A 21,092-nucleotide genomic window follows, 5' to 3' on the forward strand; every position below is an offset into this window, starting at 1 on the left:
CGAACCAGCTAGCCGAAAGCATTTGCCCATGCGTACTGAACAAGCCGTCACGATTTATCGTAAAGATTATCAACCATTTCCCTTCGAGATCACTGCTGTTGACCTGACTTTTGAGCTTGACCCAGCCAAAACGATTGTTACCAATCGCATGCAGCTGACCCGTTTGCTGCCCGCTGTGTCACTCAAGCTGGATGGTCATGGCCTGACCTTGCAATCGATCAGACTCAATGGGTTGGAACATCGTGCGTTTAACGTGACGCACCTTGATCAGGATGACCTGCTGGAAATTCATGCGTTGCCCGAGGGACAGTTTGCACTGGAAATTGTCACCAGTTGTCAGCCCAACAGCAATACTTCGCTCATGGGGCTTTATGTCTCATCCGGTAATTTCTTTACCCAGTGCGAAGCCGAAGGGTTTCGCAAGATCACCTATTATCCTGATCGGCCTGATGTCATGTCGATCTTTACCGTGACATTGCACGCCAATCGAATTGACTATCCGGTGCTGTTATCCAATGGCAATCTGGTTGGGCAAGGTGATATTGCGCCTGATCGACATTGGGCCAAATGGGTGGACCCATTCAAAAAGCCGGCTTATCTGTTTGCATTGGTGGCGGGCAAGCTGGTATGTCTGGAGAAAACCATTCAGCAGGCTTCAGGTCATCAGGCTTTGTTGCAGGTGTATGTGGAACATGGCAATCTGGATAAAACCCAGCATGCAATGGACTCATTGGTCGCGTCAATTCGCTGGGATCAGCAGCGTTTTGGGCTGGAGCTGGATCTGGATCGTTTCATGATTGTGGCGGTGGGTGATTTCAATATGGGCGCCATGGAAAACAAAGGCCTCAATATTTTCAACACCAAGTATGTGTTGGCCAATCCCGCCACAGCCACGGATACCGATTACGCCAATATTGAATCCGTCGTTGGTCATGAATATTTTCACAACTGGACTGGCAATCGCGTCACCTGTCGTGACTGGTTTCAGCTTTCGCTCAAAGAAGGACTCACTGTATTTCGTGATCAGGAGTTTTCTGCCGACATGATTGGCTCTGAATCGGGCCGTGTGGTGAAGCGGATTGAAGATGTTCGAGTGCTGCGTTCGGCCCAGTTTCCAGAAGATGCAGGCCCGATGGCGCATCCGATTCGTCCTGACAGTTATCAGGAGATCAGTAATTTTTATACAGTCACCGTCTATGAAAAGGGAGCCGAAGTGGTGCGCATGTACCAGACGTTGCTGGGGCGCGAAGGCTTTCGCAAAGGTATGGATTGGTATTTTGCCCGTCACGATGGTCAGGCCGTGACCTGTGATGATTTCTTGCGTGCCATGGCCGATGCCAATGATCGGGATCTGACCCAGTTTGGCCGTTGGTACAGCCAGTCCGGGACACCCTGTGTGGCGGTGACCGATTTTTATGATGCAGCGAACCAATCCTACTTTTTGACGCTCACGCAGAGCTGTCCAACCACGCCAGGCCAATCGTTCAAGCTGCCATTTCATATTCCTGTAGCAATGGGTTTGCTGGGTCGTGATGGCAAGGATTTTCCTCTGCAATTGGCTGGTGAAGCGCAAGCTGGCAGCCGTACTACGCGCGTGCTGGAGTTGACCGAAACCAGCCAAACCTTTGAGTTTGTGGGTTTGCCCTACAAACCGCTGCCATCACTACTGCGCAATTTTTCGGCACCGGTGGCGATTGAGCATGATTACGAAGCCTTTGAACTGGCCTATCTGTTTGCCAGTGACAATGATCCATTTAATCGCTGGGAAGCCGGGCAACGTTTGGCTTTGCAATTGTTGTTGGAGATGATTGCCGATTATCAGCAGGGCAAGGCTTTAAAGTTACCCAACCTGTTTATCGAAGCCTACCGCACCACACTGACGGACGACTCCCTGGATCCAGCGTTTCGTGAGGTCGCACTGACCTTGCCTGCCGAGGCTTATATTGCCGAGCAGCTTAAGGAGATTGATCCACAAGCCGTTCACGCAGCGCGTCAGTTTGTGCGTCGTGCTCTGGCGCATGAGCTCAAGGCTGAATGGACCCAGGCTTATCGTAATCATCAGGTCAAGGGGCCGTATTCGCCCGATGCCACATCTGCCGCCAAGCGCTCATTGAAAAATCTGGCCTTGGGTTATTTGTGTGAAACAAGTGATGCCAGTTGGTTGGCTTCGGCCAATAAACAGTTTGAGCAGGCCGATAATATGACTGACCGTTTTGCGGCTTTGTCCGCCTTGGTCAATGTGGCTGCCCCCCAGGCCGAGGTGGCGCTGGACGTGTTTTATGCGATGTTTCATACGGAGGCGCTGGTGGTCGACAAGTGGTTTGCCTTGCAGGCTGGGCGGCGCGTGTCGGCCTTGGATGAGCCGCTGTTGGCCAAGGTGCGGGCTTTGATGCAGCATCCCGATTTTTCCATCAAAAATCCCAATCGTGCCCGTTCGGTGATTTCCACCTTCTGCCATGCCAATCCGGCCGCGTTTCATCAGGCCGATGGTAGTGGCTACGCGTTCTGGGTGGAGCAGGTCTTGATTCTGGATACGATCAATCCACAAGTGGCGGCACGCCTGGCCAGATCACTGGATCGCTGGAAAAAATATATTCCATCCTTGCGTTCGGCCATGCAGGTGGCCTTGCTCAAGGTGAATGAAGCCTCGGTATTGTCCAAGGATACCCGCGAGGTGATTTCCAAGGCACTCGATAATTAAACCGTTATTTTGAGCTTGTCCGGCAAGCTGTTTGGGTGTTTCTGCCGATTTTGCGCCAAGCGTCACATGTCGTGCGGCACAAGTCGGTTAAACTCTGCGGGTTTTCCACCTCATGGGTTTTTTACCTATTTTCGTCATGTCAAAAATTACTCTGACCCGTTATCTGATTGAACAGCAGCGTGAGCACAATGCCATTGCGCCAGAATTGCGTCTGCTGATTGAAACTGTGGCCCGTGCCTGCAAGGCCATCAGCCATTCTGTCAGCAAAGGTGCGCTGGCCGATATTTTGGGTGCTGCCGGCACCGATAACGTGCAGGGTGAAGCACAGAAAAAACTCGACGTGATTGCCAACGACGTGCTGCTCGAAGCCAATGAGTGGGGCGGCAGTCTGGCCGGTATGGCTTCTGAAGAAATGGATGATCCGTATATCATTCCTACGCATTACCCCAAAGGTGATTACCTGCTGTTGTTTGATCCACTGGATGGCTCTTCCAACATCGACGTCAACGTGTCAATCGGCACCATCTTTTCTGTTTTGAAAAAACCGGAAGGGGCAACGGATATTGGTGAGTCTGCCTTTTTGCAAAAGGGTAGCCAGCAGGTTGCTGCCGGTTATACCGTATATGGCCCGCAAACTACTCTGGTGCTGACTTTTGGTCATGGTGTGGCGATGTTTACGCTGGATCGTGAGACCGGTAGTTTTGTTCTCACCCAGAAAGATGTGAAGATCCCGGAAGACACCAAAGAGTTTTCCATCAACATGTCCAATATGCGTCATTGGGACAAACCGGTAAAACGTTATATCGACGAATGCCTGGCCGGCAAGACCGGTCCACGTGGTAAAGACTTCAATATGCGCTGGATTGCCTCGATGGTGGCGGATGTGCATCGCATCATCACCCGTGGTGGTGTGTTCATGTATCCATGGGATGCGCGTGAGCCAGAAAAACCCGGGAAGTTGCGTTTGATGTACGAAGCCAATCCAATGAGCTTTCTGGTGGAGCAGGCGGGTGGTGCTTCAACCGATGGTCGTCAACGCATCATGGATATTGCACCAGGCAAGCTGCATCAACGTGTTGCGGTAGTGATTGGTTCAAAAAATGAAGTGGAACGGGTCACGCAATATCATCTGGAAGCCAATTAATCAGCCTGGATAAATCAATCAGGTTGGTGTGTTGCTGGCCTGATCCTTAAATAAGAAGCGGTTGACTGTCAAAGGTTAACCGCTTTTTATTTGATACTTGAGAATTTGAATATTTTTATCAGATGCGATTATTGAGCAAGTGCACTGTCCAGATTAGGCAATTCATCACTGGCAACTGCCACACGATTTTTACCGGCACGTTTGGCTCGATAGAGTGCCTGGTCGGCCGCATCAATGAGATGATTGAGGTCGTTCATGTATGGTTGCAAGGTGGCAACACCAACACTGATGCTGATCTTGATGGTTTCACCGCTACTGTTCTGAATCTGCAGGCTGGGGACCATCTCACATAGACGTGCAGCAACAAAATGCGCGGCGGAGGCTTCTGTATGAGGTAGCACAATGGCAAACTCTTCGCCGCCATAACGGGCCATGAGATCATGATTGCGTAAGCGTGGTTGAATGGCATCACTCAGATTGCGCAATACCAGATCGCCATGAATGTGGCCGTACTGATCGTTGACTTGTTTGAAGTTGTCGACATCAAGCATGATCAGGGACAATGGCAGTTGATGTCGTACTGATTTATCAAACTCTATCTTGGCAATGTCCATGAAGTAACGACGGTTGTGAGTTTGGGTCAATGGATCACGGTTAGCCAGATAGGCGAGGGCTTTGCGTGCTTTGTCAAGTTCAAACATTAAATTGATAAAGTAGGTACAAATTAATGGCGCTGCGACCAGGGTAATAAAGACATTAATCTGGATGTCGATCAAACGGATGTGATCATAGACATAGGTGCTGGTCATCATGGTGAGCAGAGTCACTAAAACCGAGGTGACCAGGGTAATCAACATGACAGTTTGCAGCCTGCCCAGTTTAAGCAGAAAACGTTGCAACGATGGTGCGTTGTCAAACGAATCTGCAGGTTCGCCTGGCTTCAGTTGATTGAGCATGTCGGGTTGATTCCGTTTCGTCAAAATGGGTCTGGCAAGGGCAAGATTCAAGCTTCAAACACGGTTTCCAAGGTTTCAGGTTACCGTAAATTAATCGGATCGACTGGTAAGAGTTAACAATCAACCAAAAGAGTTTGTCAGACATTTCATGTTTTTAGGCGCAACTTCAGGTCGGTTGCTAAGCTGCTGAGTTCGGATTCATGCCGGTACCTATTAACATATACTGGCATTAGTATTTTTTAAGCCTATTTATTAACGCACTTGATCAGCCATAATTTATAGATACTCCTGGTTTTTCATTGAGTTGAGATGGGCCGTCCGCCTCATGCCAGGGGATTTTCATCGTCGTTAATGGTTTACCTGGTCAAAAGTATGTTGGATTCACGGTTGAAGACCCCGCTGTTGACCATCCGCCACGACTATAGGCAGCGCCTGTAAGCTGTTTTGAAATGGGTCGCGAGCAGATTGAGCTCCTCAAAGACTTGCCAAACTTTCATCATGCCCTGGTTGATGGCTCGCGAACTATCCGCAGCCTGTCGCGCGGTGGCGGTGATTTGTTCTACTGCTTGCTCGGTGGCGCGCTGGGTGTAATGTAATTGGATAAGCTGCTGGCCAATTCGGGTGGCTGATTCGAGTTCCTTGCGAGCGCTTTGCTCGGTCTGGCTCCTGACCGCTTGCTTGCATTGCGTCTGCATGGAAATTTCTTGTGATTTGAGTACCGCCTCACACATATGGGTAGCACGGCTAATGGTGTTGATGATGCGCCAGGTTGCATCGCGCACCGGATGATCAGCCGGCTTATCCGTTGCCACTTGTGTTCGCATGGCGTACAAAACCGAATCGGTATTGTGGATGGCATGATGGATAGCAAGGCGCTTTTCCTGCGATAGCGTATTTGTAACTTGCCAGCGATGGTAAAGACTTAATGCAGAGAAAAAGAAGATGCCAATCGCTATCATCAACGTCAGTCTGGCTGTGATCGATTGAAACTGCATGCACTGCTCCCTGGTTCTGAAATTCTTTGAAAATGAACTGGTTTCAGAAGCCATTATCGGCCCAGCCTGGGAGTGCTTAAGCGATGAATAGGGATGTTTTATCTATCCATCAGTATAAATTTACAACTCATGACAACTAGATCACTGTTGTTGGTTTTTCAACTCAGCGGCTTGGCATTGTCAAAAGACTATAAAAAAAGCCCCATATTGCCTATATAGCAATATGGGGCTCAGACCAATTCAATGTGCTTTATTCGACACCAATCATGCGAGTACGATTGATATAAACCAGCCGCATCCGCTCGGCAATGGCACCAGGAGTCAGATCAAAGGCATTTTGTGCTTCAGCCAATGCCGCCTTGGCAATATCGGCCTCACCGGAGTCGAGCGCAAGGCGTCCCGCCATATGTGTGGCACGCGGGGCAGCTTTTTTGATGGCCTGGCGGTTGGGATGCTCATGAACTTCAACCAGATATTCGGCTTCCGGTTTGCCGTCCAGGCAAACGTGACCATCAATCACTTCGACTTTACGACCATCCTTGGTCTCTTTGATAAAAACTGGTTCCATGGTGCACTCCAATCAATTATTCAGGAAGGGATTCGTTTTTGAAGCCGCCGCAGGCGTAGCATTTACCGAGCATGGAAAAGCCTTGGCCGCTGCAGGCGTTGTCTTTGGTTTGTTTGCAACCGGTGTGGCCGCAGCTGGTGCATTTGTAGAGCGTACCGTGGCAAGGCGCGCTGTAACCAAGCTGACGTGTACCCGTACATAAGTTGAGTGTGGATTTAAGTTGTTCGTATTGCATGATGGGGATCCTTTTTGATTGAATGCTTTGTCGTGAAGCTGACAGACAATGATGCTTGCCTGTAGAAAAAGGCGAAATCCATGCCATCAATGAGATTGGCCAGACTTGATGTACGACAAATAATGCGGTGTTAATTATTTGGTCATTCAGGTTGGATTGACGTTATGTCGCCTGCTTGTTCGGGGATGGTCGAATTTATAGCGGATCATCCAGATCAATTTGCACCATCAGATCAGTTACCTGCAAAGGATACTCGGTCAGCTCGCAGCCGCGTGGTGACAGGCCTTCGCCAGTGTGGCCGTCAAACACCCAACCGTGGGCAATACAGGTCAGTGTACGGCCACTGAAAACACCTTTGGCCAGCGATACCTGTTCATGGGGACAGACTGCATCAAAGGCCCGTGGCAAACCGCGCTCGGGCCACATGATGACAATTTCCTGGTCGCCCACCTTGCAAGGCACCATCTCACCCTCATAGAGGTAACTCTTTTTGCAGACATCAACAAACGCCATGATCTTCTCCTTGGATAACAATGGCTTGCTACTAGCATGGACCAGACCTGCTGCCAGCCATGCTTGAGTGTCATGCCTCTGACGGTGAGGATGAGTCGTTGTTGCCGTCGGCATGAATTCTGCACTTTGGGAAAAATTTGCAATGAGCAACGTTACTTTGTCTGAAAGCAGACAAGTCGGGGCGAATCAATCTTTTGGAGCAGATGATGGCGGCAGGTTATTTTGTAGATTGGGATGGCAATATCCGCAGTACCGATGATCCTGGTGGTGGTTATACCTGTGATGTCGATGCCGTGGCGCGTTATGTCGCGGTGATGGGCAAGGGTGGTTCTTTGGCACACGAAGCCACTTACTATAAAACCATTGAGGATGTAGCCAAGGCTGGTATCAAGGCTACCCTGGTGCCGGGTTCGCAACCTTGGGGTTTGCAAAGTAGTGACTGGTAAGTAACAGGGGGGTGAGTCGGTTGATCGAATTGGTTGGTTAAATTTGCTGGTTGAATTGGCTAGTTGAGTCGACTTAATGATAAGCCGATCAGCAGGTCAATTAATGAGCGACCGAGTTGCTTGGCTGTTGCTCATGAGTGTTTGTCCATTGAGTGTTCTCCAGTAAATCCAGGGCAGGCTTGCTGCGCTTGATTTAAATATATACTGGTATGGTGTATTTATTTTTGATTAATAAATACGCACTAAATAAGTCAAATATCTAATATACTCCTTGAATATCATCATTCTTGGTGGTTTTAAGGCGTTTTTTGCGCATGTATTTGGGTGCATGTATGTGGACGTATCTGATGCGCAAAAAATCCCCGCCACGCACGCTCTCAACGCATCTATCAGCTTTGCCGCCGCATGATAAAACCATTGTTGATCGTGTCAAAGCCCAGCTTGCCGTAATAGTCCATCGCTTCAGACGCCGAGAGCAAGATCAGTGAGACCTGTGGTCCATTGGCCACTTGTATCTGTTCAACCAGGGCCTTGCCGATGCCATGTTTTTGATAAGCAGTATCGACCGCTAAATCCGACAAATAACAACAATAACTAAAGTCGCTTAACGCACGTGCGATACCGACCAGTCGTTCACCATCCCATGCAGAAATGATCAGATTGGCCTCGGCGTACATTTTTTCAATTCGTGCCAAATCATCGGTAGGCCGCTTGATACCGGAAGCATCGAGTAGCTGAGCAACCTGGCTTGGGCTGATTGGATGATTGCGCAAAAACCGGAGATTCATATCGAGGTTGTGATGAAGGCCTGGTGAATGGCGAAATGATCATTATATGATCCCAATCATAATACAAATGCCTGACTCTATTGTTATTGCATGCTATAAAATATTTAATTATTAAATATATCAAGGTGCAAATTCATAATCGGCCTGATGCAAGGTGCCACGCCAGTAGGGTAGATAACCTTCTGGTAATAACCAGCCAACTTCACCCGCTTCGGGGATCAGCATGCCATCATGCCTGGCATATTGCCAAAAGCGGCCACGCCAGGGTGAGGCAATCATGGTGTTTTCGACCAAGCGGTAACGCGTTTGAGCATGCACCTGGCTGATCAGATCATTGTTGTCAAAAGTGATCTTGAGGCTGGCCTGTTGCATACCATCATTGATGGTGACAATCGCGTTGTGATCATCCACAGCTTGCCATTGCAAGTCACTATTGGGTAGCAGGCGGGTCGGATACCACGGCGCTTCAGCCAGAAAGCGCTGCAGCTCTGCCACTGCCAGCTGCTCACGATCATGCCTGTCCGCTACTGTGAATCGGCCCATCAGGCTGGCCTTGAGGATACCTTCGCCATAGATGTAGGCGTCATGTACCCGCATATCGATACCCGGCAAATAATCAATTTTTCCATGCCAGTCAAAACCAGGATGATGTGTGATGACGCGCTCGGTCGAGGTAAAGTTAACCCAATTGGCTTTGCCGGACGTGGCTGCCAAATTAAACTGGCCATCGTGCTGCAAGTTGGCGGCAGTCACCAAGCGGGCACCTTTGGGTAAGACTTTACGTAAATAGCGTTGTACCGGCGCGGGTAAGCCAGTGAGTTGAGCGGGGTCAAATTCAAAGTGGGGATGATCAGGCGAGCAGGTGGCTTCAAGCTGGGCATGCAATTGCTCGCTGATGGCTTGCCAGCGTTGGTTGCCGTGCTGTTGCAGGCTGAAATAGGCGATGTTCGTCAGGCTTAGCAAAAGCCCGATGACGATCGCGATTTTTTTTAAAAATCGTGTGCTCATGCTCATAGATTAAACGAGATGAAAGTCATCGGGCTGTGATAAATCAATTCAGCGTGGCTTGTGTTGCAGATGATCATAAAAAAACAGATATAAAAGCATAAACTTTTATATCTGTTCAAGGAGTACCTAGATGAAGAACGACAGACAACCCATGAGATTGATGGGTGACCAAACCCATGGGGTAAAACTCGGTAAAGTCAATTAACGCACGACAGGTTTATCAAAGGCGTAACGCAAACCAATCATAAATTGTCTTGGCGCACCCGGCGCATAAAACGTGCTTTGAGCAACCGGGTAATCGCCACTGGCCAGACGTGGGAAGGCGCGGGCAACAAAATTGCCGTTGGCATCAAACCCGGTTGAGCCTAACTGCGCAGCGGTGGCATAGCGTTTATCCAAAATGTTATTGACTTGGGCAAACAGGGTCAGTTGTGGCGTGGCTTTCCAGGTGGCATCCAGATTAAAAATGGCAAAGCCAGCAGTTTTACCCTGCCCCAGGTAATAGGTGCCATCAGGCTGATGTTGACCGTTTTCATTACCCCGTGCCATGACGCCGGACTGTGCCTGCATGCTGGTGCCCAAGGTGAACTCAGGGGTGAACTGATAAGCCGCAGACAGTTTGAGAATTTGTCGTGGAATCAGAGGAATGCGATCACCAGGGCGAATCTGGATCGTGCCTTCGGTACCCAGATTGCCGTCTTGCGCGGAGCTATTGCTGCTGTTGCCCGAGCCGTTGACGGTTTCACCACTTTGATACGTCGCATCCAGGTAGGTGTAGTTGGCACCCAGTAGCCAATTACCCATATTGGTATTGGCACCCAACTCAAGACCTTGGCGACGGGTTTTGCCAAAGTTTTTAAAGTAGCCAAACCCGGCTTGATTGTCAGCGACAAATTGAATGTCATCGTAGTTATCGGCACGAAATACGCCAGCATTCCAGCGCACCTGGTTATTGACATTGCCACGCATGCCCAGTTCAAAGGTTTTGGTGACCACTTGTTTGAGTGGTGGATCACCCGCCATGGAGTTGGGCAGTTTGCAAGGCTGATCCGGGTTGGCACAACCCAGTTCAATGGCGCTTGGTGCGCGGCTGCCTTCGTTATAGCCAGCATAGGCTGTTAATGATTTGCTTGGCACAAAGGTCACGCCAATGGCCGGATTGAGGCGGTTGAAACGATGATTGCCACTTAATGAAGCTGGATCGCCATCGGCATGAATCTGGTCGGTATTATGGACCGAGGTTTCGTTATAGCGGGCTGCCGCATTCAAGTTCCATTGTTCTGTCAACGCTAGCGTGTCGCTGGCAAACAGACTCCAGGTGCTTGATTTGCCTTTCAGATTGACTTGCGTATCGAGTGCTTCACCATCAATATCACCACCTGTGACGCCATCGGCAAAGGCACCCACGCCGGTGACACTGCGATCCGGGTTAAGGTAGCCCAGCTCAGTCAGTTTGCTATAGCGGATGCGGCTTTCATCATAAGCTGCACCGGCGGTAAACAGATTACGCTTGCCCGCCAGTTCGCCTTGCCAGGCCAGTTGACCTGATGCGCCGTAATTTTTTTGTGAGCTGCTGGCGCGGGTAATCAAACCATTGCATTTTTCACCAGGCTCGTCATTTTGCAAAGCCTGGGCAATACAGCGCCAAAATGGAAAAGGCGTATTGGCGGCATTGGCACCACTGGTAGGAAAGCCGGTATAACCGGCATTGGTGAGTGCGGTACGATCAGCGGCACTGGGTTGATACACCGACTGATCCAATGAACCTTCGTTGATGTCACCGTTGAACGTTGATGTGTGCAGGTTACGGTAATAGGTATTACCAGAAAATACCAGGCCATCACGAATCTCATGTTGACCATTCAGGGTCAAGGCAAAGTTGCGGTTTTCGGTGATGTCAGGTTTGGTATAGACGCTTGAATAGTCACGCGCAAGAAATTGCTGGTCTTGCAAGCCATTGCCTTGCAGGTTGTTTTTGGCATAGGCCATCGTCAGGGCGACGCTGGTACGTGCATCAGCCCAGCCCAATTTACCAAAGAGCTGCCTGACCTTGGAAGGTGAGTCATTGCGCCAGCCATCATCGGCATGCCAGTTACCCGTCACAAACCAGTTTAGACCCTTGTCGTTAAAGCCACCGTGTGACAGTTCCATATTGCGGCGATTATGTGAACCCAATGTGGCTTGCAATACCGTGCCGGGTGCAGTCAGACCACTCTTGGTTTGCAGGGATAGGGCACCACCCAGGGTATTCAATCCAAACAGCGGATTGGAGCCAGGCATCAAGGTAATGCTCTCAATCGCAGATTTAGGAATCAAATCCCAACTAACTACATCGCCAAATGGCTGATTTAAACGAACGCCATCCATATACACGGACAAACCTTGGGGTGTACCCAGTAATGGTGAAGCCGTGAAGCCACGGTAATTGACATCCATCTGAAAACCATTGCCCTGGATCTCGTTAACAAAAACACTACCCAATTCACGATTGATAAACTGGCTCAAATCGGTGGCGTGACTGTTATCAAGCTGTTGGCCTGTTCGAGTTTGGATAGGTGCTGGAATCTGTTCGCGACTGACTCCCAAACCTGGTAGTGGTGTGGTGCTGATGACAGTGATTTCTGGCAATACCTGATCGGCAGCCTTGGCACTGATGGCATACGATTGGGTGATGGCAAGAATGGCCAGTGCAATCGTCTTGCCTTTGAATGGGAAATTGTTTTGACTGGACTGTGTCGAGCCAATACGTGGGTACAACATGAGAAACCTCCTGTTATTTTGCTATTTTTCTACTGGCGGGAATTATTCATGGCCGCGCGAGGACTGAACGTTAGCAAAACAGCAGAATCTTGTCTTGAAAAATCAGGGTTTTGGCTGGGTTGAGACTGCATGTCGGGAATTACTCCCGAGTTTTTTCAGGTGAAATCATGATTTTTGCGACATTGTCTTGCTTTGCTTAACTGACATCACAGGATGTTGAATTGGAGATCACCAAAAATGGTTTGATGGTTTTATTGAGGTATTAGAGCACGTCATTAAAAAACAGCCAGCAATGGCTGGCTGTTTTTGTCTACCAGGTCGATACCTTTAGGGGGTAGATTGATGTTGTTAATAACTGGGTTCAGTTGACTATAAGTTAAACCAGTGCGCACCTTTAACCACGCAGCGCTCCGACTCAGGTGGTAGCTGCGCCTTGATTGTGCCGATGGTGGTCCAATGTTCCTGTGGGCGGTAATGGTGTTCCTGATGGTAACCATTATTAAACCAGACCCAGTTGTACCAAGCCGTATAGCAACTGACGGAATTGCGCTTACGATCACCGGGGGTGGCGCCATAGTGCTCAAGATAGTTTTCTGCATAGGCAAATACCTGACCGGCATACCAGACTGGAATCACAAATTTCAGAAAAAAGGGCAGATTCAAATAAGCAATCACAGCCAATGCACCCAACATGACTAAAGATTCCAGTAATAGGAGTTTGCCTCTTTGATGTTGAATGGCGCGTTTGGAAAGCTGCACCAGATCAGTCCTGAATGTTCCGAGTAGTGAATAAGCGAGTAATGATTCAGGCTTGCTGTTACCCGCCTTGCTATACCGATAGATGGATGAGTAATCCCGTGTCAAACCGGTTTCAGCATCGCGATAATCATTATTGTATTGATGATGATTGAGATGATGTTCCCGATAGATGGACTGTGGCACACCAATTAAGAGGGTATTGCCAATCGAGTAGATTTTGTTGAGTACATCCCATTTGAAGAATGGTGTATGGATGAAGTTGTGGGCAACACATTGAAAGTTGGTGCCAATCAAAAATACACTGATGATGCCAAGCAACCAGCATTGCAGGGTACTCAGTTCATTAAAATAATAGCCAGTAAAACAAAGAATGAATGACTGGACAAGCGCAACAAGAACGAGATAGCTATCCTTGGCAGAAACGCTAAACATGGTCATGACTCCAATAATCTTGAGAATGGATAGGCACACGTGCCTTGCTATCGAGGCCTGATTCCGATCAGCATTGGTGCTTTATCAGAATCGGGCGAGCGTAGCCAGCCCTTGCAGGGGCTGATGAGTATGGGGTTATCTTTTATAGGCCGATACGAGCCAGGCGCTGCGAATGCTCATCTTCAATGTCTTTGAGCAGCAGCCTGATCTGATCTTCTTCGCTGACATCGCGCATCTTGATACCAGGGAAAATATCGATATCACCCATGACATCCATATGATTATCGGCGCAGACCTGATACAGACCGACATAGTGATGAATTACCTGATCAAAGGTGTCTTGCATCAATGAAGAAAAATCATGCATGAGTTTTTGAAACTGATTACGCTTGTCCACATCAGTGCTTTTGAGGCGATGTGATGCGATCGCTTCGCCAAAACCAACATGATGTGCCTCATCGGCAAAGGCTACCTTGATGATCTTGCTCAGGTTAGGATCAATTTTTGACCAATAACGAATCTCATAGCGATACAGGGGATAGGCCATACCTTCCAGAACCAGATTTTGTGCCAGTGAGGCCGCGTAAAAGTCACCTTTATCGACCTGCTCAAGAATCAGATCAAACATTTTTCTCATGCCTGGAGTCGTGTATTGGGTGACCAGTTGCTTGCGTTCTTCGGGGGTAACACCAAAGTCAGCCATGCGACGACAGAAAGATTCGTGATGGCGGCTTTCATCCAGTACTTGCGTGGCGAGATATAGAAAGCTCTGTTCATCGGGCGCAATTTTCATCATGCCGGCCACCGCATCGGCAGAGGTTTTTTCGGCAGCAATGAAGAGTGCAACATCCAGCATGTAGACTTGCCTGAGCAATGGATCTTCTAGTAGGTCGGGAATAAAAGATTCCTGTTGATTACGACCATACTTGGTGTCCTTAAGTGTTTTCCATGCGGTACGTTCCAGCCAATGCTGGATCGACCATGTGCCATTGTCCCATTCAACCGGGGTGTGAATTGGCGCATCATAATTCAATCCAGGCATTACTATCTGCGCGGCTTCCAGCTGAACTGCTTCATTCATATCAATCTCCTTTAGTCAGTTCTTATGTTTATTTGTACATGGTGAATCAAACCTGATAGCGGTTTTAACGTGTCACCAAATAGCTTGTTGTATTTTTAAATCAGTACCTGTCTAGCTTGGCTGATCCATGGGTGCTTTGAGTTTTTGACAAGACTCACCATAAGGCAATAAGTGCGCCATCTATGATCAGATAACGAACTGCCAGCAAAGGCTTATTGCATGAGATGCTTGAAAATACATGGTCTTACGCGATGATGAAAAAATAAAATCGAAATGTGTATTGGACTGGTGGCAGTCAATGTCATTAAACACACTCGTTTCAACTTAAGTTGTACTGCAACAGAAAAATACATGCGTTCAGAATAAAACAATTTGGATTGTCACTTTATTTCACACTCCTTGATTTTGGCAGTGAGGCAATTTTTAAAAAAATTGAAGAGAGGGATTATCTGAGTTTTTGACTTTAATCAAATTAGGTGAAGGTATAGCGTGATTTTGATTACTCATGTGCTGAATTCGAGCAGTCTATTTTGTGAGATTTTTGTCTTAATGGAATGCTAATTGCTGAAGCCAGGAAGCTTAGTGTTTTCTGGCAAGACTGTTGTATCGCCGATAAGTGTCACCAAGGCACACGGCAAGATGACTGATCAGGATGGTCATTGTTTTCATATAAAGAATAAATATATGTCTTCCCAGTGAAGATGCCTAAAGGAGAAATTCGTGCAACAGAATCAAAGTGTTTTGGATGGGACGGACACGACGTCATTCGTTAAGGCTGATTGGACTTTACCCGGCTATGAGCAGTCGGCTCTCAATCCGGATCGGCACTTTTTGTTGAACCATATTGGTTTTAACAAGCAGATGGTCAAAGCAGAAGGACGATATTTTCAAGATGACAAGGGTAATCGTTACCTTGATTTCTTATCGCAATTTGGCTCAGTCCCTTTTGGTCATAATCCATCGTGTATCACCCATGCGATTGAACGGGTGCTGGTCAACAAAGAACCTTCTTTGATGCAGCCATTTTTTTCCAGTGCAGCCGAACAACTTGCCAGGCAGTTGATTGACGTTGCACCGGGAAAAATGCGCTATGTCACCTACGTCAATAGTGGCGCGGAAGCTGCGGAAGCCGCCATCAAACTGGCGCGCGCCAAAACCGGCAAGCAAAGAATTGTGGGGGCCATGCATGGTTATCACGGCAAGACACTTGGTGCCTTGTCGGTGACTGGCAATATGAAGTATCACACGCCTTTCCTGCTGGATACCACGGCCTTTGAGTTTGTCCGCTATAACGACCTGGATGCATTGCAAACCCGTTTGCAGGCAGGCGATGTTGCTGCATTCTTTGTCGAACCGGTGCAAGGTGAGGGGGGCATGCGCACGCCGCATGATGATTATATTGCCCAGGCTTCGCAAATCTGCAAGGCTGCAGGCGTGTTGTTTGTGGTGGATGAAATTCAGACTGGCCTGGGTCGAACGGGACAGTTGTTTGCAACCAGCCATTGCACCGATCTTCATATCGATATTTTGCTGCTTTCAAAAGCCTTGGGTGGTGGCATGGTGCCGCTGGGCGCAGTACTGTGTCGTCAGGATGTCTGGACTGAAGAGTTTGGACTGTTGCACAGCAGCACCTTTGCCAATAACCATTTGACCTGCAGCGTTGGTCTGGCGGTGATTGAAGAGTTGTTGCGTGATGATCAGGCAGTGGTTAAAAACGCCAAGGAGCAGGGCGATTATCTGCATCAGTGTTTGCAGGCACTGGTTAAAAAATATCCTGATGCCTATATCGAGGCGCGCGGCAAAGGGCTGATGCAAGGCTTGGTCATGGCCAGCTGGGACTATGACAATGGTTATGTGCTGTCGCATGCCTCCACGCAAGGTTATTCGGTGCCAGTACTGGCCGGTTATCTGTTCAATGTGCATGGGATTGTGACGGCACCATTGCTCAATCAGACGGCCACGCTGCGTTTGCAACCTTCATTGAATGTCACTCGCGAAGAGATTGATCGTGTTGTGAATGCACTGGATCAGGCCGGTGCCATGATTCAGGCGCGCCGCTTTGAAGAAATGTGCCGCTTTCTGGTGGATGCCGAGCCCAAGAAGGAGATCGTGGCAGCCAATCAGTCAATACAAAAACGGCCATCGTATACGCCGCCCAAGGCGGCCGAGCAGTGCCTGGGCAAATTTGCCTTCCTGATGCATCCGACCGAGCCGCATGTCCTGTTTGATGCTTTGCCTGATGAGTTCAAGGATATGACTGATCGTGATCGTCGTTCCTGGACCAATTGGCTCAACTCCTGGTGTTCCAGAAAGTTTGATCCCGATGCTGTGTATCACTTGCCGGCCTTGCGCTCTGCCAAGGGTGGCTATGTGGAAGGCTGGTTGATTGCAGGCATGTTGACACCACAGACCATGCTGAAACTGAGCAAAAAAGATCGCGTCAATTTGATGGGTGATTACTTCCGGATTGCCGAAAAACTGGATGTCGACATGGTTGGTCTGGGCGCTTTCACCTCGGTGATTACGCGCGGTGGCGTGGACTTCTGCGACACCCGGCTCAATATCACCACGGGCAATAGTCTGACGGCGTTAGCCAGTGCTGAAAGTTTGATTTATGCCTGCCAGCAGTCGGCCAAACCAGCTTCCAAACGGGTAGTCGGTGTGGTGGGCGCAGCGGGTTCGGTAGGTCGGGTTGCCGCACTGCATTTGAGTCGCTTTGCGCCAAAAATCTATCTGTTTGGCAATCCATCCAACAAAACTGCAATTCAGCATCTATCCATGGTGGCAGTGGAAATCTATTCATTGGCGCTGGATGAAGTTCGCAATGATCCCGATGGTGCCAAGCATCGGGGTGGTATTGCGGCGGGCTTGCTGGCCATCTTGCCGCGTCATCAGTTATTGCAATGGTCGTTTCTTGCGCAGGCCAAACAGTCACCTGAAGCCTGGCTCAATCTGTTTCATGAAGCGCTGGCCGCTGCTGGGGCACAACCATTCGTGTGTTTGACCGTGGATATCGAGGGTGATTTGCCCAAGACTAACGTGGTATTGTCGGCAACGGGTGCCGGTAAGTCATTTATCAACCCGGCAATTTTGGCGCACGACAGTCTGGTGTGTGATGTGGCACGACCTTTGGATGTCATGCGTCAGGTCGGTGCGGCACGTCAGGACTTATTGGTTTACGAAGGTGGCATCGTCAAGTTGCCAGAGGATGTCGAGTTTGGCTTTTATAACGTACTCGGCTATCCGCGTGGTTACAACCTGGCCTGTTTGTCTGAGACGATTGTTTTGTGCATGTCGGGCGCACAGCGTAGCTATAGCCTGGGTACGACCATTCCCTATGACGAAGCCTTGTCAGTCTACGAGATGGCCAGACAGCATGGATTTAATTTTGCCATCTTGAAAGATGGCATGGAGATCATGACCCCTCAGGTACGCGAAGCCGTATAGTGAATATTGAAAGTAGTGGGTCATTGGTATTTGGCAGTGAGCAGTCGGTAATGGCAGTTCGAATAACAACAATGGAGTGAGGCAATTTTATGCAAACGGTATTTTCATTTTGGGCAAAACTGGTGGTGAAAAACCGCTGGCTGGTCATGATCAGCATGTTCCTGATTACTTTTGCGCTGGCTTATGGCGCAAAAAATCTGACGGTGGTGATTGATATTGACAAGATCATGCCGCAAAACCATCCTTATATCAAAGGTGGTAATGACATTGAAAAGATCTTTGGCACTAAGTTTGTCACCATCATTTCTGTGACGCCAAAAGAAGGGGATGCCTTTCAGGCACCGGTTCTGGCACGCGTCAAATCCATTACCGACAAAATTGCCCAGCTTGAGTTTGTGAACAAGCAAAATCTGCTGAGCCTGACCGCGCGCAAGTCCAAGGACATTCGTGGCACGGCCGATGGCTTTGAAGTACACCCGATGGTGGAAGGGGCGATGGATACACCGGAAGCCCTGGATCGTTTGAAAAAAGCCGTGGCCGAATCCCCCATCTTTCATAACACACTGGTGTCTGGTGATACCCGCAGTACTTCGATCGTGGTGGAGATGAAGCAGCATCCGGAAGGTTTTCGTCCGATGCTGGATCCTATCTTGAAAATTTTGGAAGAAGAAAAAGATCCGACCATGGATTATCGGATTGCCGGTAACCCCGTGATTTTGGCTTATACCGAAGTCTATACCGACAAGATGGAAATTCTGTTTCCGATTGCCTTGCTGGTCGTCGGTCTGCTGCACTTTGAAGCCTTCCGCTCCAAGCAAGGTTTGATTCTGCCGTTGGTCACCGCCTTGCTGGCAGTGATCTGGGGTGTCGGTGTGATGGGCTGGGCAGGTATTCCATTGGATATTTTTAACTCCGGCACACCGATCTTGATTCTGGCCATTGCAGCGGGACATGCGGTGCAGTTATTGAAACGTTATTACGAAGAATATGATCGACTGTCTGCCGATGGCACCTTGACGCCGAAAGAAGCCAACCAAAAAGCAGTGATTGCTTCTGTTATTGGTGTTGGTCCGGTGATGGTGGCCGCTGCTGCGATGGCGGCAATCGGCTTCTTCTCTTTGGTGGTGTTTGATCTGTCCACCGTGCGCACCTTTGCCATCTTTACCGGCGTGGGGGTCTTGAGTGCCTGTTTGTTGGAACTGACCTTGATTCCCGCCATGCGTGCCTGTTTACCTGCGCCTAAACGTGCACAAGGTCCAGCCAAGGGATTTAAATTCTGGACAACCATTCCTGAAAAAATTGGTCGCATTGCGATTGGTCCCAATCGCAAGATGGTCTATATCATCGCGGTTGCCGTATTGGGCCTGGGCGTGCTGGGCGCCACCATGGTCAAGGTGGACAACTCCGACAAGGGTTACTTCTGGAAGTCAGTACCATTCCTGGCCGATGATGATTTCATCAACCATGCATTTGGTGGCACTGATACCACCATGATCCTGTTTGATGGTGGTGCCGCCGATGCCATCAAGGATCCAGTGGTACTGAACGATATTGCCAATCTGCAAAAGTATCTGGACACTTATCCCAGTGTCGGCAAGAGTGTGGGCATTACCGATTATCTGCGCAAGATGAACAAGTCGATGCACAACAACGATGCCCAGTTTGATGTGGTTCCAGCCAGTCAGGACTTGGTATCCCAATACCTGTTGCTGTACTCCTTGTCCGGTGATCCAACCGACTTTGACCCGTATGTGGATTACACTTATCGCTATGGCAAACTGCTGATCCTGCAACGTGATGACAATGCGGCTTATGGCAACACCTTTATTAGTGATATTCAAAAATTTGCCAAAGACAACTTCAAGTCCAAAGTCACCATGAACTTTGCGGGCAGCCTGCCGTCTGCGATGGCATTGACGGAAGTGATGGTCAAGCACAAACTGCTCAATATTGGTCAGTTGGCGGCTGCGATTTTTGTGATGTCGCTGCTCCTGTTCCGCTCGCTCACCTGTGCACTGTTTGTCATGGTGCCGCTGGTGTTGACCGTAATCATGGACTTCGCCGTGATGGGCTTTGGTGGCATCCCGCTCAATATTCCCAACTCCTTGCAGGTGGCCATGGCAGTGGGGGTGGGTGCTGACTATGCGGTGTATCTGATCTATCGCTTCCGCGAAGAATACGCCATTGATGGTCGTGCCGAAGAAGCCATCATGCGTACTATGCGTACAGCGGGCAAGGCCTGTCTGTTTGTGGCATCAGCGATTGCCGGTGGTTATGCCGTGTTGTTCTTCAATTTTGGCTACAACATTCATAACTGGTTCTCGATTCTGATTGTGACTGCCATGCTGGTGAGCGTGTTCTCCTCACTGTTCCTGATTCCTTCCCTGCTGATGTCCTGGCATCATCTTTTTGCATCAAGTCGTGCTAACAGTGGTTTGGTTCAAGCCGCCAAAATGGTACTGACTGCCGGTCTGGGATTCGGCCTGTTCCTGGGCTCAGCCGATCAGGCGCGGGCTGCGGATGCCGAGACACCAGAGAGCGTGATGGCTAAGAATCTGGTTGTGATCAAGGTGATTGATTCCAATAACCGCGCCACCTTTCGTCTGGTGAATGGCCAGGGTCAGGAGCGGATTCGTAAAGTGTCCGGTAGTACCAAGCTCAAGCCCAATGGTAATGACAATATGCAGATCACTCGTTTTGATGCACCGGCCGATGTGAAGGGTACTGCCATTCTGCTGCTTGAAAATTCAGCCGGTGATGATGATATGTGGGTCTATCTGCCCGCCCTTAAAAAAGTGCGCCGTCTGGTTTCTTCCAATAAGCGTGAAAGTTTTCTTGGCACTGATTTGAGTTACGGCGATGTCATCGGCCATAAAGTGGCCGACTGGAAACACAAATTTTTGCCGGAAGAAGCCATTGATGGTGTGAACTGTTTTGTTGTGGAGTCCCTCCCTGCCAATCCGCAGGTTGCCACAGACAGCGGCTATAGCAAACGCGTGTCATGGATTGCCAAAGCCAATTACACGCTCATCAAGGGTGACTTTTATAACGACACCGGTAAGCTCTTTAAACAAGTACATCAGTCCAATATCAAACTGCTTGATGCCGAGCGTCAAAAATGGCGTGCCATGCATGTCGAGGCCAGCAATCTCGAAACCCAGCATAAATCCTTTATCGATTTTTCCGAGTTTGTTGCCAACCAGAACGTCAAGGACGAACTCTTTTCTGCCCGTTCGCTTGAAACAGAATAAGTCGGTTT

Annotated in this window: 15 protein-coding genes; 6 read left to right on the top strand and 9 right to left on the bottom strand. The window is 49.1% G+C overall.

Translation table 11 applies throughout. From position 1 onward, the window contains the following. The first annotated feature begins 28 nt into the window (after positions 1-28). The gene (gene pepN / locus ACMYR3_RS05175) at positions 29-2,701 is read left to right on the top strand and encodes an aminopeptidase N (protein WP_424195162.1); all 2,673 of its coding nucleotides are present in this window, start codon (positions 29-31) and stop codon (positions 2,699-2,701) included. A 136-nt stretch (positions 2,702-2,837) separates the two neighbouring features. After that, on the top strand, positions 2,838-3,845 hold the full coding sequence (locus ACMYR3_RS05180) for a class 1 fructose-bisphosphatase (protein ID WP_424195164.1): 1,008 nt from the start codon (positions 2,838-2,840) through the stop codon (positions 3,843-3,845). A gap of 128 nt (positions 3,846-3,973) precedes the next feature. On the opposite strand, the gene ACMYR3_RS05185 is transcribed toward ACMYR3_RS05180, so the two are convergent. From ACMYR3_RS05185 to ACMYR3_RS05195, 3 genes are all read right to left on the bottom strand, one after another. Then, complete coding sequence (locus tag ACMYR3_RS05185; RefSeq protein ID WP_424195166.1) at positions 3,974-4,801, bottom strand: GGDEF domain-containing protein; 828 nt, start codon at positions 4,799-4,801, stop codon at positions 3,974-3,976. 419 nt (positions 4,802-5,220) lie between these two features. Next, positions 5,221-5,796, bottom strand: coding sequence for a hypothetical protein (locus ACMYR3_RS05190; RefSeq protein ID WP_424195167.1), 576 nt, complete (start codon positions 5,794-5,796; stop codon positions 5,221-5,223). Positions 5,797-6,046: 250 nt separating this feature from the next. Next, the gene (locus tag ACMYR3_RS05195; RefSeq protein WP_424195169.1) at positions 6,047-6,364 is read right to left on the bottom strand and encodes a hypothetical protein; all 318 of its coding nucleotides are present in this window, start codon (positions 6,362-6,364) and stop codon (positions 6,047-6,049) included. On the opposite strand from ACMYR3_RS05195, the gene ACMYR3_RS05200 reads away from it, so the two are divergent. Beyond that, positions 6,363-6,566, top strand: a complete 204-nt coding sequence (locus ACMYR3_RS05200) for a hypothetical protein (RefSeq protein ID WP_424195171.1) — start codon at positions 6,363-6,365, stop codon at positions 6,564-6,566. The two genes, ACMYR3_RS05195 and ACMYR3_RS05200, sit on opposite strands and share 2 nt — an antisense overlap. A 228-nt stretch (positions 6,567-6,794) precedes the next feature. On the opposite strand, the gene ACMYR3_RS05205 is transcribed toward ACMYR3_RS05200, so the two are convergent. Continuing rightward, the gene (locus ACMYR3_RS05205) at positions 6,795-7,226 is read right to left on the bottom strand and encodes a Rieske 2Fe-2S domain-containing protein (protein WP_424195173.1); all 432 of its coding nucleotides are present in this window, start codon (positions 7,224-7,226) and stop codon (positions 6,795-6,797) included. Between the two features lie 92 nt (positions 7,227-7,318). Between ACMYR3_RS05205 and ACMYR3_RS05210 the strand changes: the two genes are divergently transcribed. Then, positions 7,319-7,558, top strand: a complete 240-nt coding sequence (locus ACMYR3_RS05210; RefSeq protein ID WP_424195175.1) for a hypothetical protein — start codon at positions 7,319-7,321, stop codon at positions 7,556-7,558. 389 nt (positions 7,559-7,947) lie between these two features. On the opposite strand, the gene ACMYR3_RS05215 is transcribed toward ACMYR3_RS05210, so the two are convergent. The 5 genes from ACMYR3_RS05215 to ACMYR3_RS05235 all read right to left on the bottom strand — a co-directional run bounded on the left by ACMYR3_RS05215 (position 7,948) and on the right by ACMYR3_RS05235 (position 14,386). Further along, positions 7,948-8,346, bottom strand: a complete 399-nt coding sequence (locus tag ACMYR3_RS05215; RefSeq protein WP_424195177.1) for a GNAT family N-acetyltransferase — start codon at positions 8,344-8,346, stop codon at positions 7,948-7,950. A 120-nt stretch (positions 8,347-8,466) separates the two neighbouring features. Continuing rightward, positions 8,467-9,354, bottom strand: coding sequence for a DUF6920 family protein (locus ACMYR3_RS05220; RefSeq protein ID WP_424195179.1), 888 nt, complete (start codon positions 9,352-9,354; stop codon positions 8,467-8,469). A gap of 201 nt (positions 9,355-9,555) precedes the next feature. Next, positions 9,556-12,114 carry a TonB-dependent receptor gene (locus ACMYR3_RS05225; protein ID WP_424195181.1) on the bottom strand — a complete coding sequence of 853 codons (2,559 nt, stop codon included), beginning with the start codon at positions 12,112-12,114 and terminating at the stop codon, positions 9,556-9,558. A 369-nt stretch (positions 12,115-12,483) separates the two neighbouring features. After that, positions 12,484-13,305, bottom strand: coding sequence for a fatty acid desaturase family protein (locus tag ACMYR3_RS05230; RefSeq protein WP_424195183.1), 822 nt, complete (start codon positions 13,303-13,305; stop codon positions 12,484-12,486). A 142-nt stretch (positions 13,306-13,447) separates the two neighbouring features. Then, the gene (locus ACMYR3_RS05235) at positions 13,448-14,386 is read right to left on the bottom strand and encodes a ribonucleotide-diphosphate reductase subunit beta (protein WP_424195185.1); all 939 of its coding nucleotides are present in this window, start codon (positions 14,384-14,386) and stop codon (positions 13,448-13,450) included. Between the two features lie 720 nt (positions 14,387-15,106). Between ACMYR3_RS05235 and ACMYR3_RS05240 the strand changes: the two genes are divergently transcribed. Further along, positions 15,107-17,833: an aminotransferase class III-fold pyridoxal phosphate-dependent enzyme gene (locus tag ACMYR3_RS05240; RefSeq protein WP_424195187.1), complete on the top strand. Its 2,727-nt coding sequence runs from the start codon at positions 15,107-15,109 to the stop codon at positions 17,831-17,833. Positions 17,834-17,922: 89 nt separating this feature from the next. Then, positions 17,923-21,084 (top strand): outer membrane lipoprotein-sorting protein, encoded by a 3,162-nt coding sequence (locus tag ACMYR3_RS05245; RefSeq protein WP_424195189.1) that lies wholly within the window; start codon positions 17,923-17,925, stop codon positions 21,082-21,084. The last annotated feature ends 8 nt before the right edge of the window (positions 21,085-21,092 follow it).

This window comes from Ampullimonas aquatilis, assembly GCF_049675895.1.
GTDB classification, from domain to species: Bacteria; Pseudomonadota; Gammaproteobacteria; order Burkholderiales; family Burkholderiaceae_D; genus Ampullimonas; species Ampullimonas aquatilis.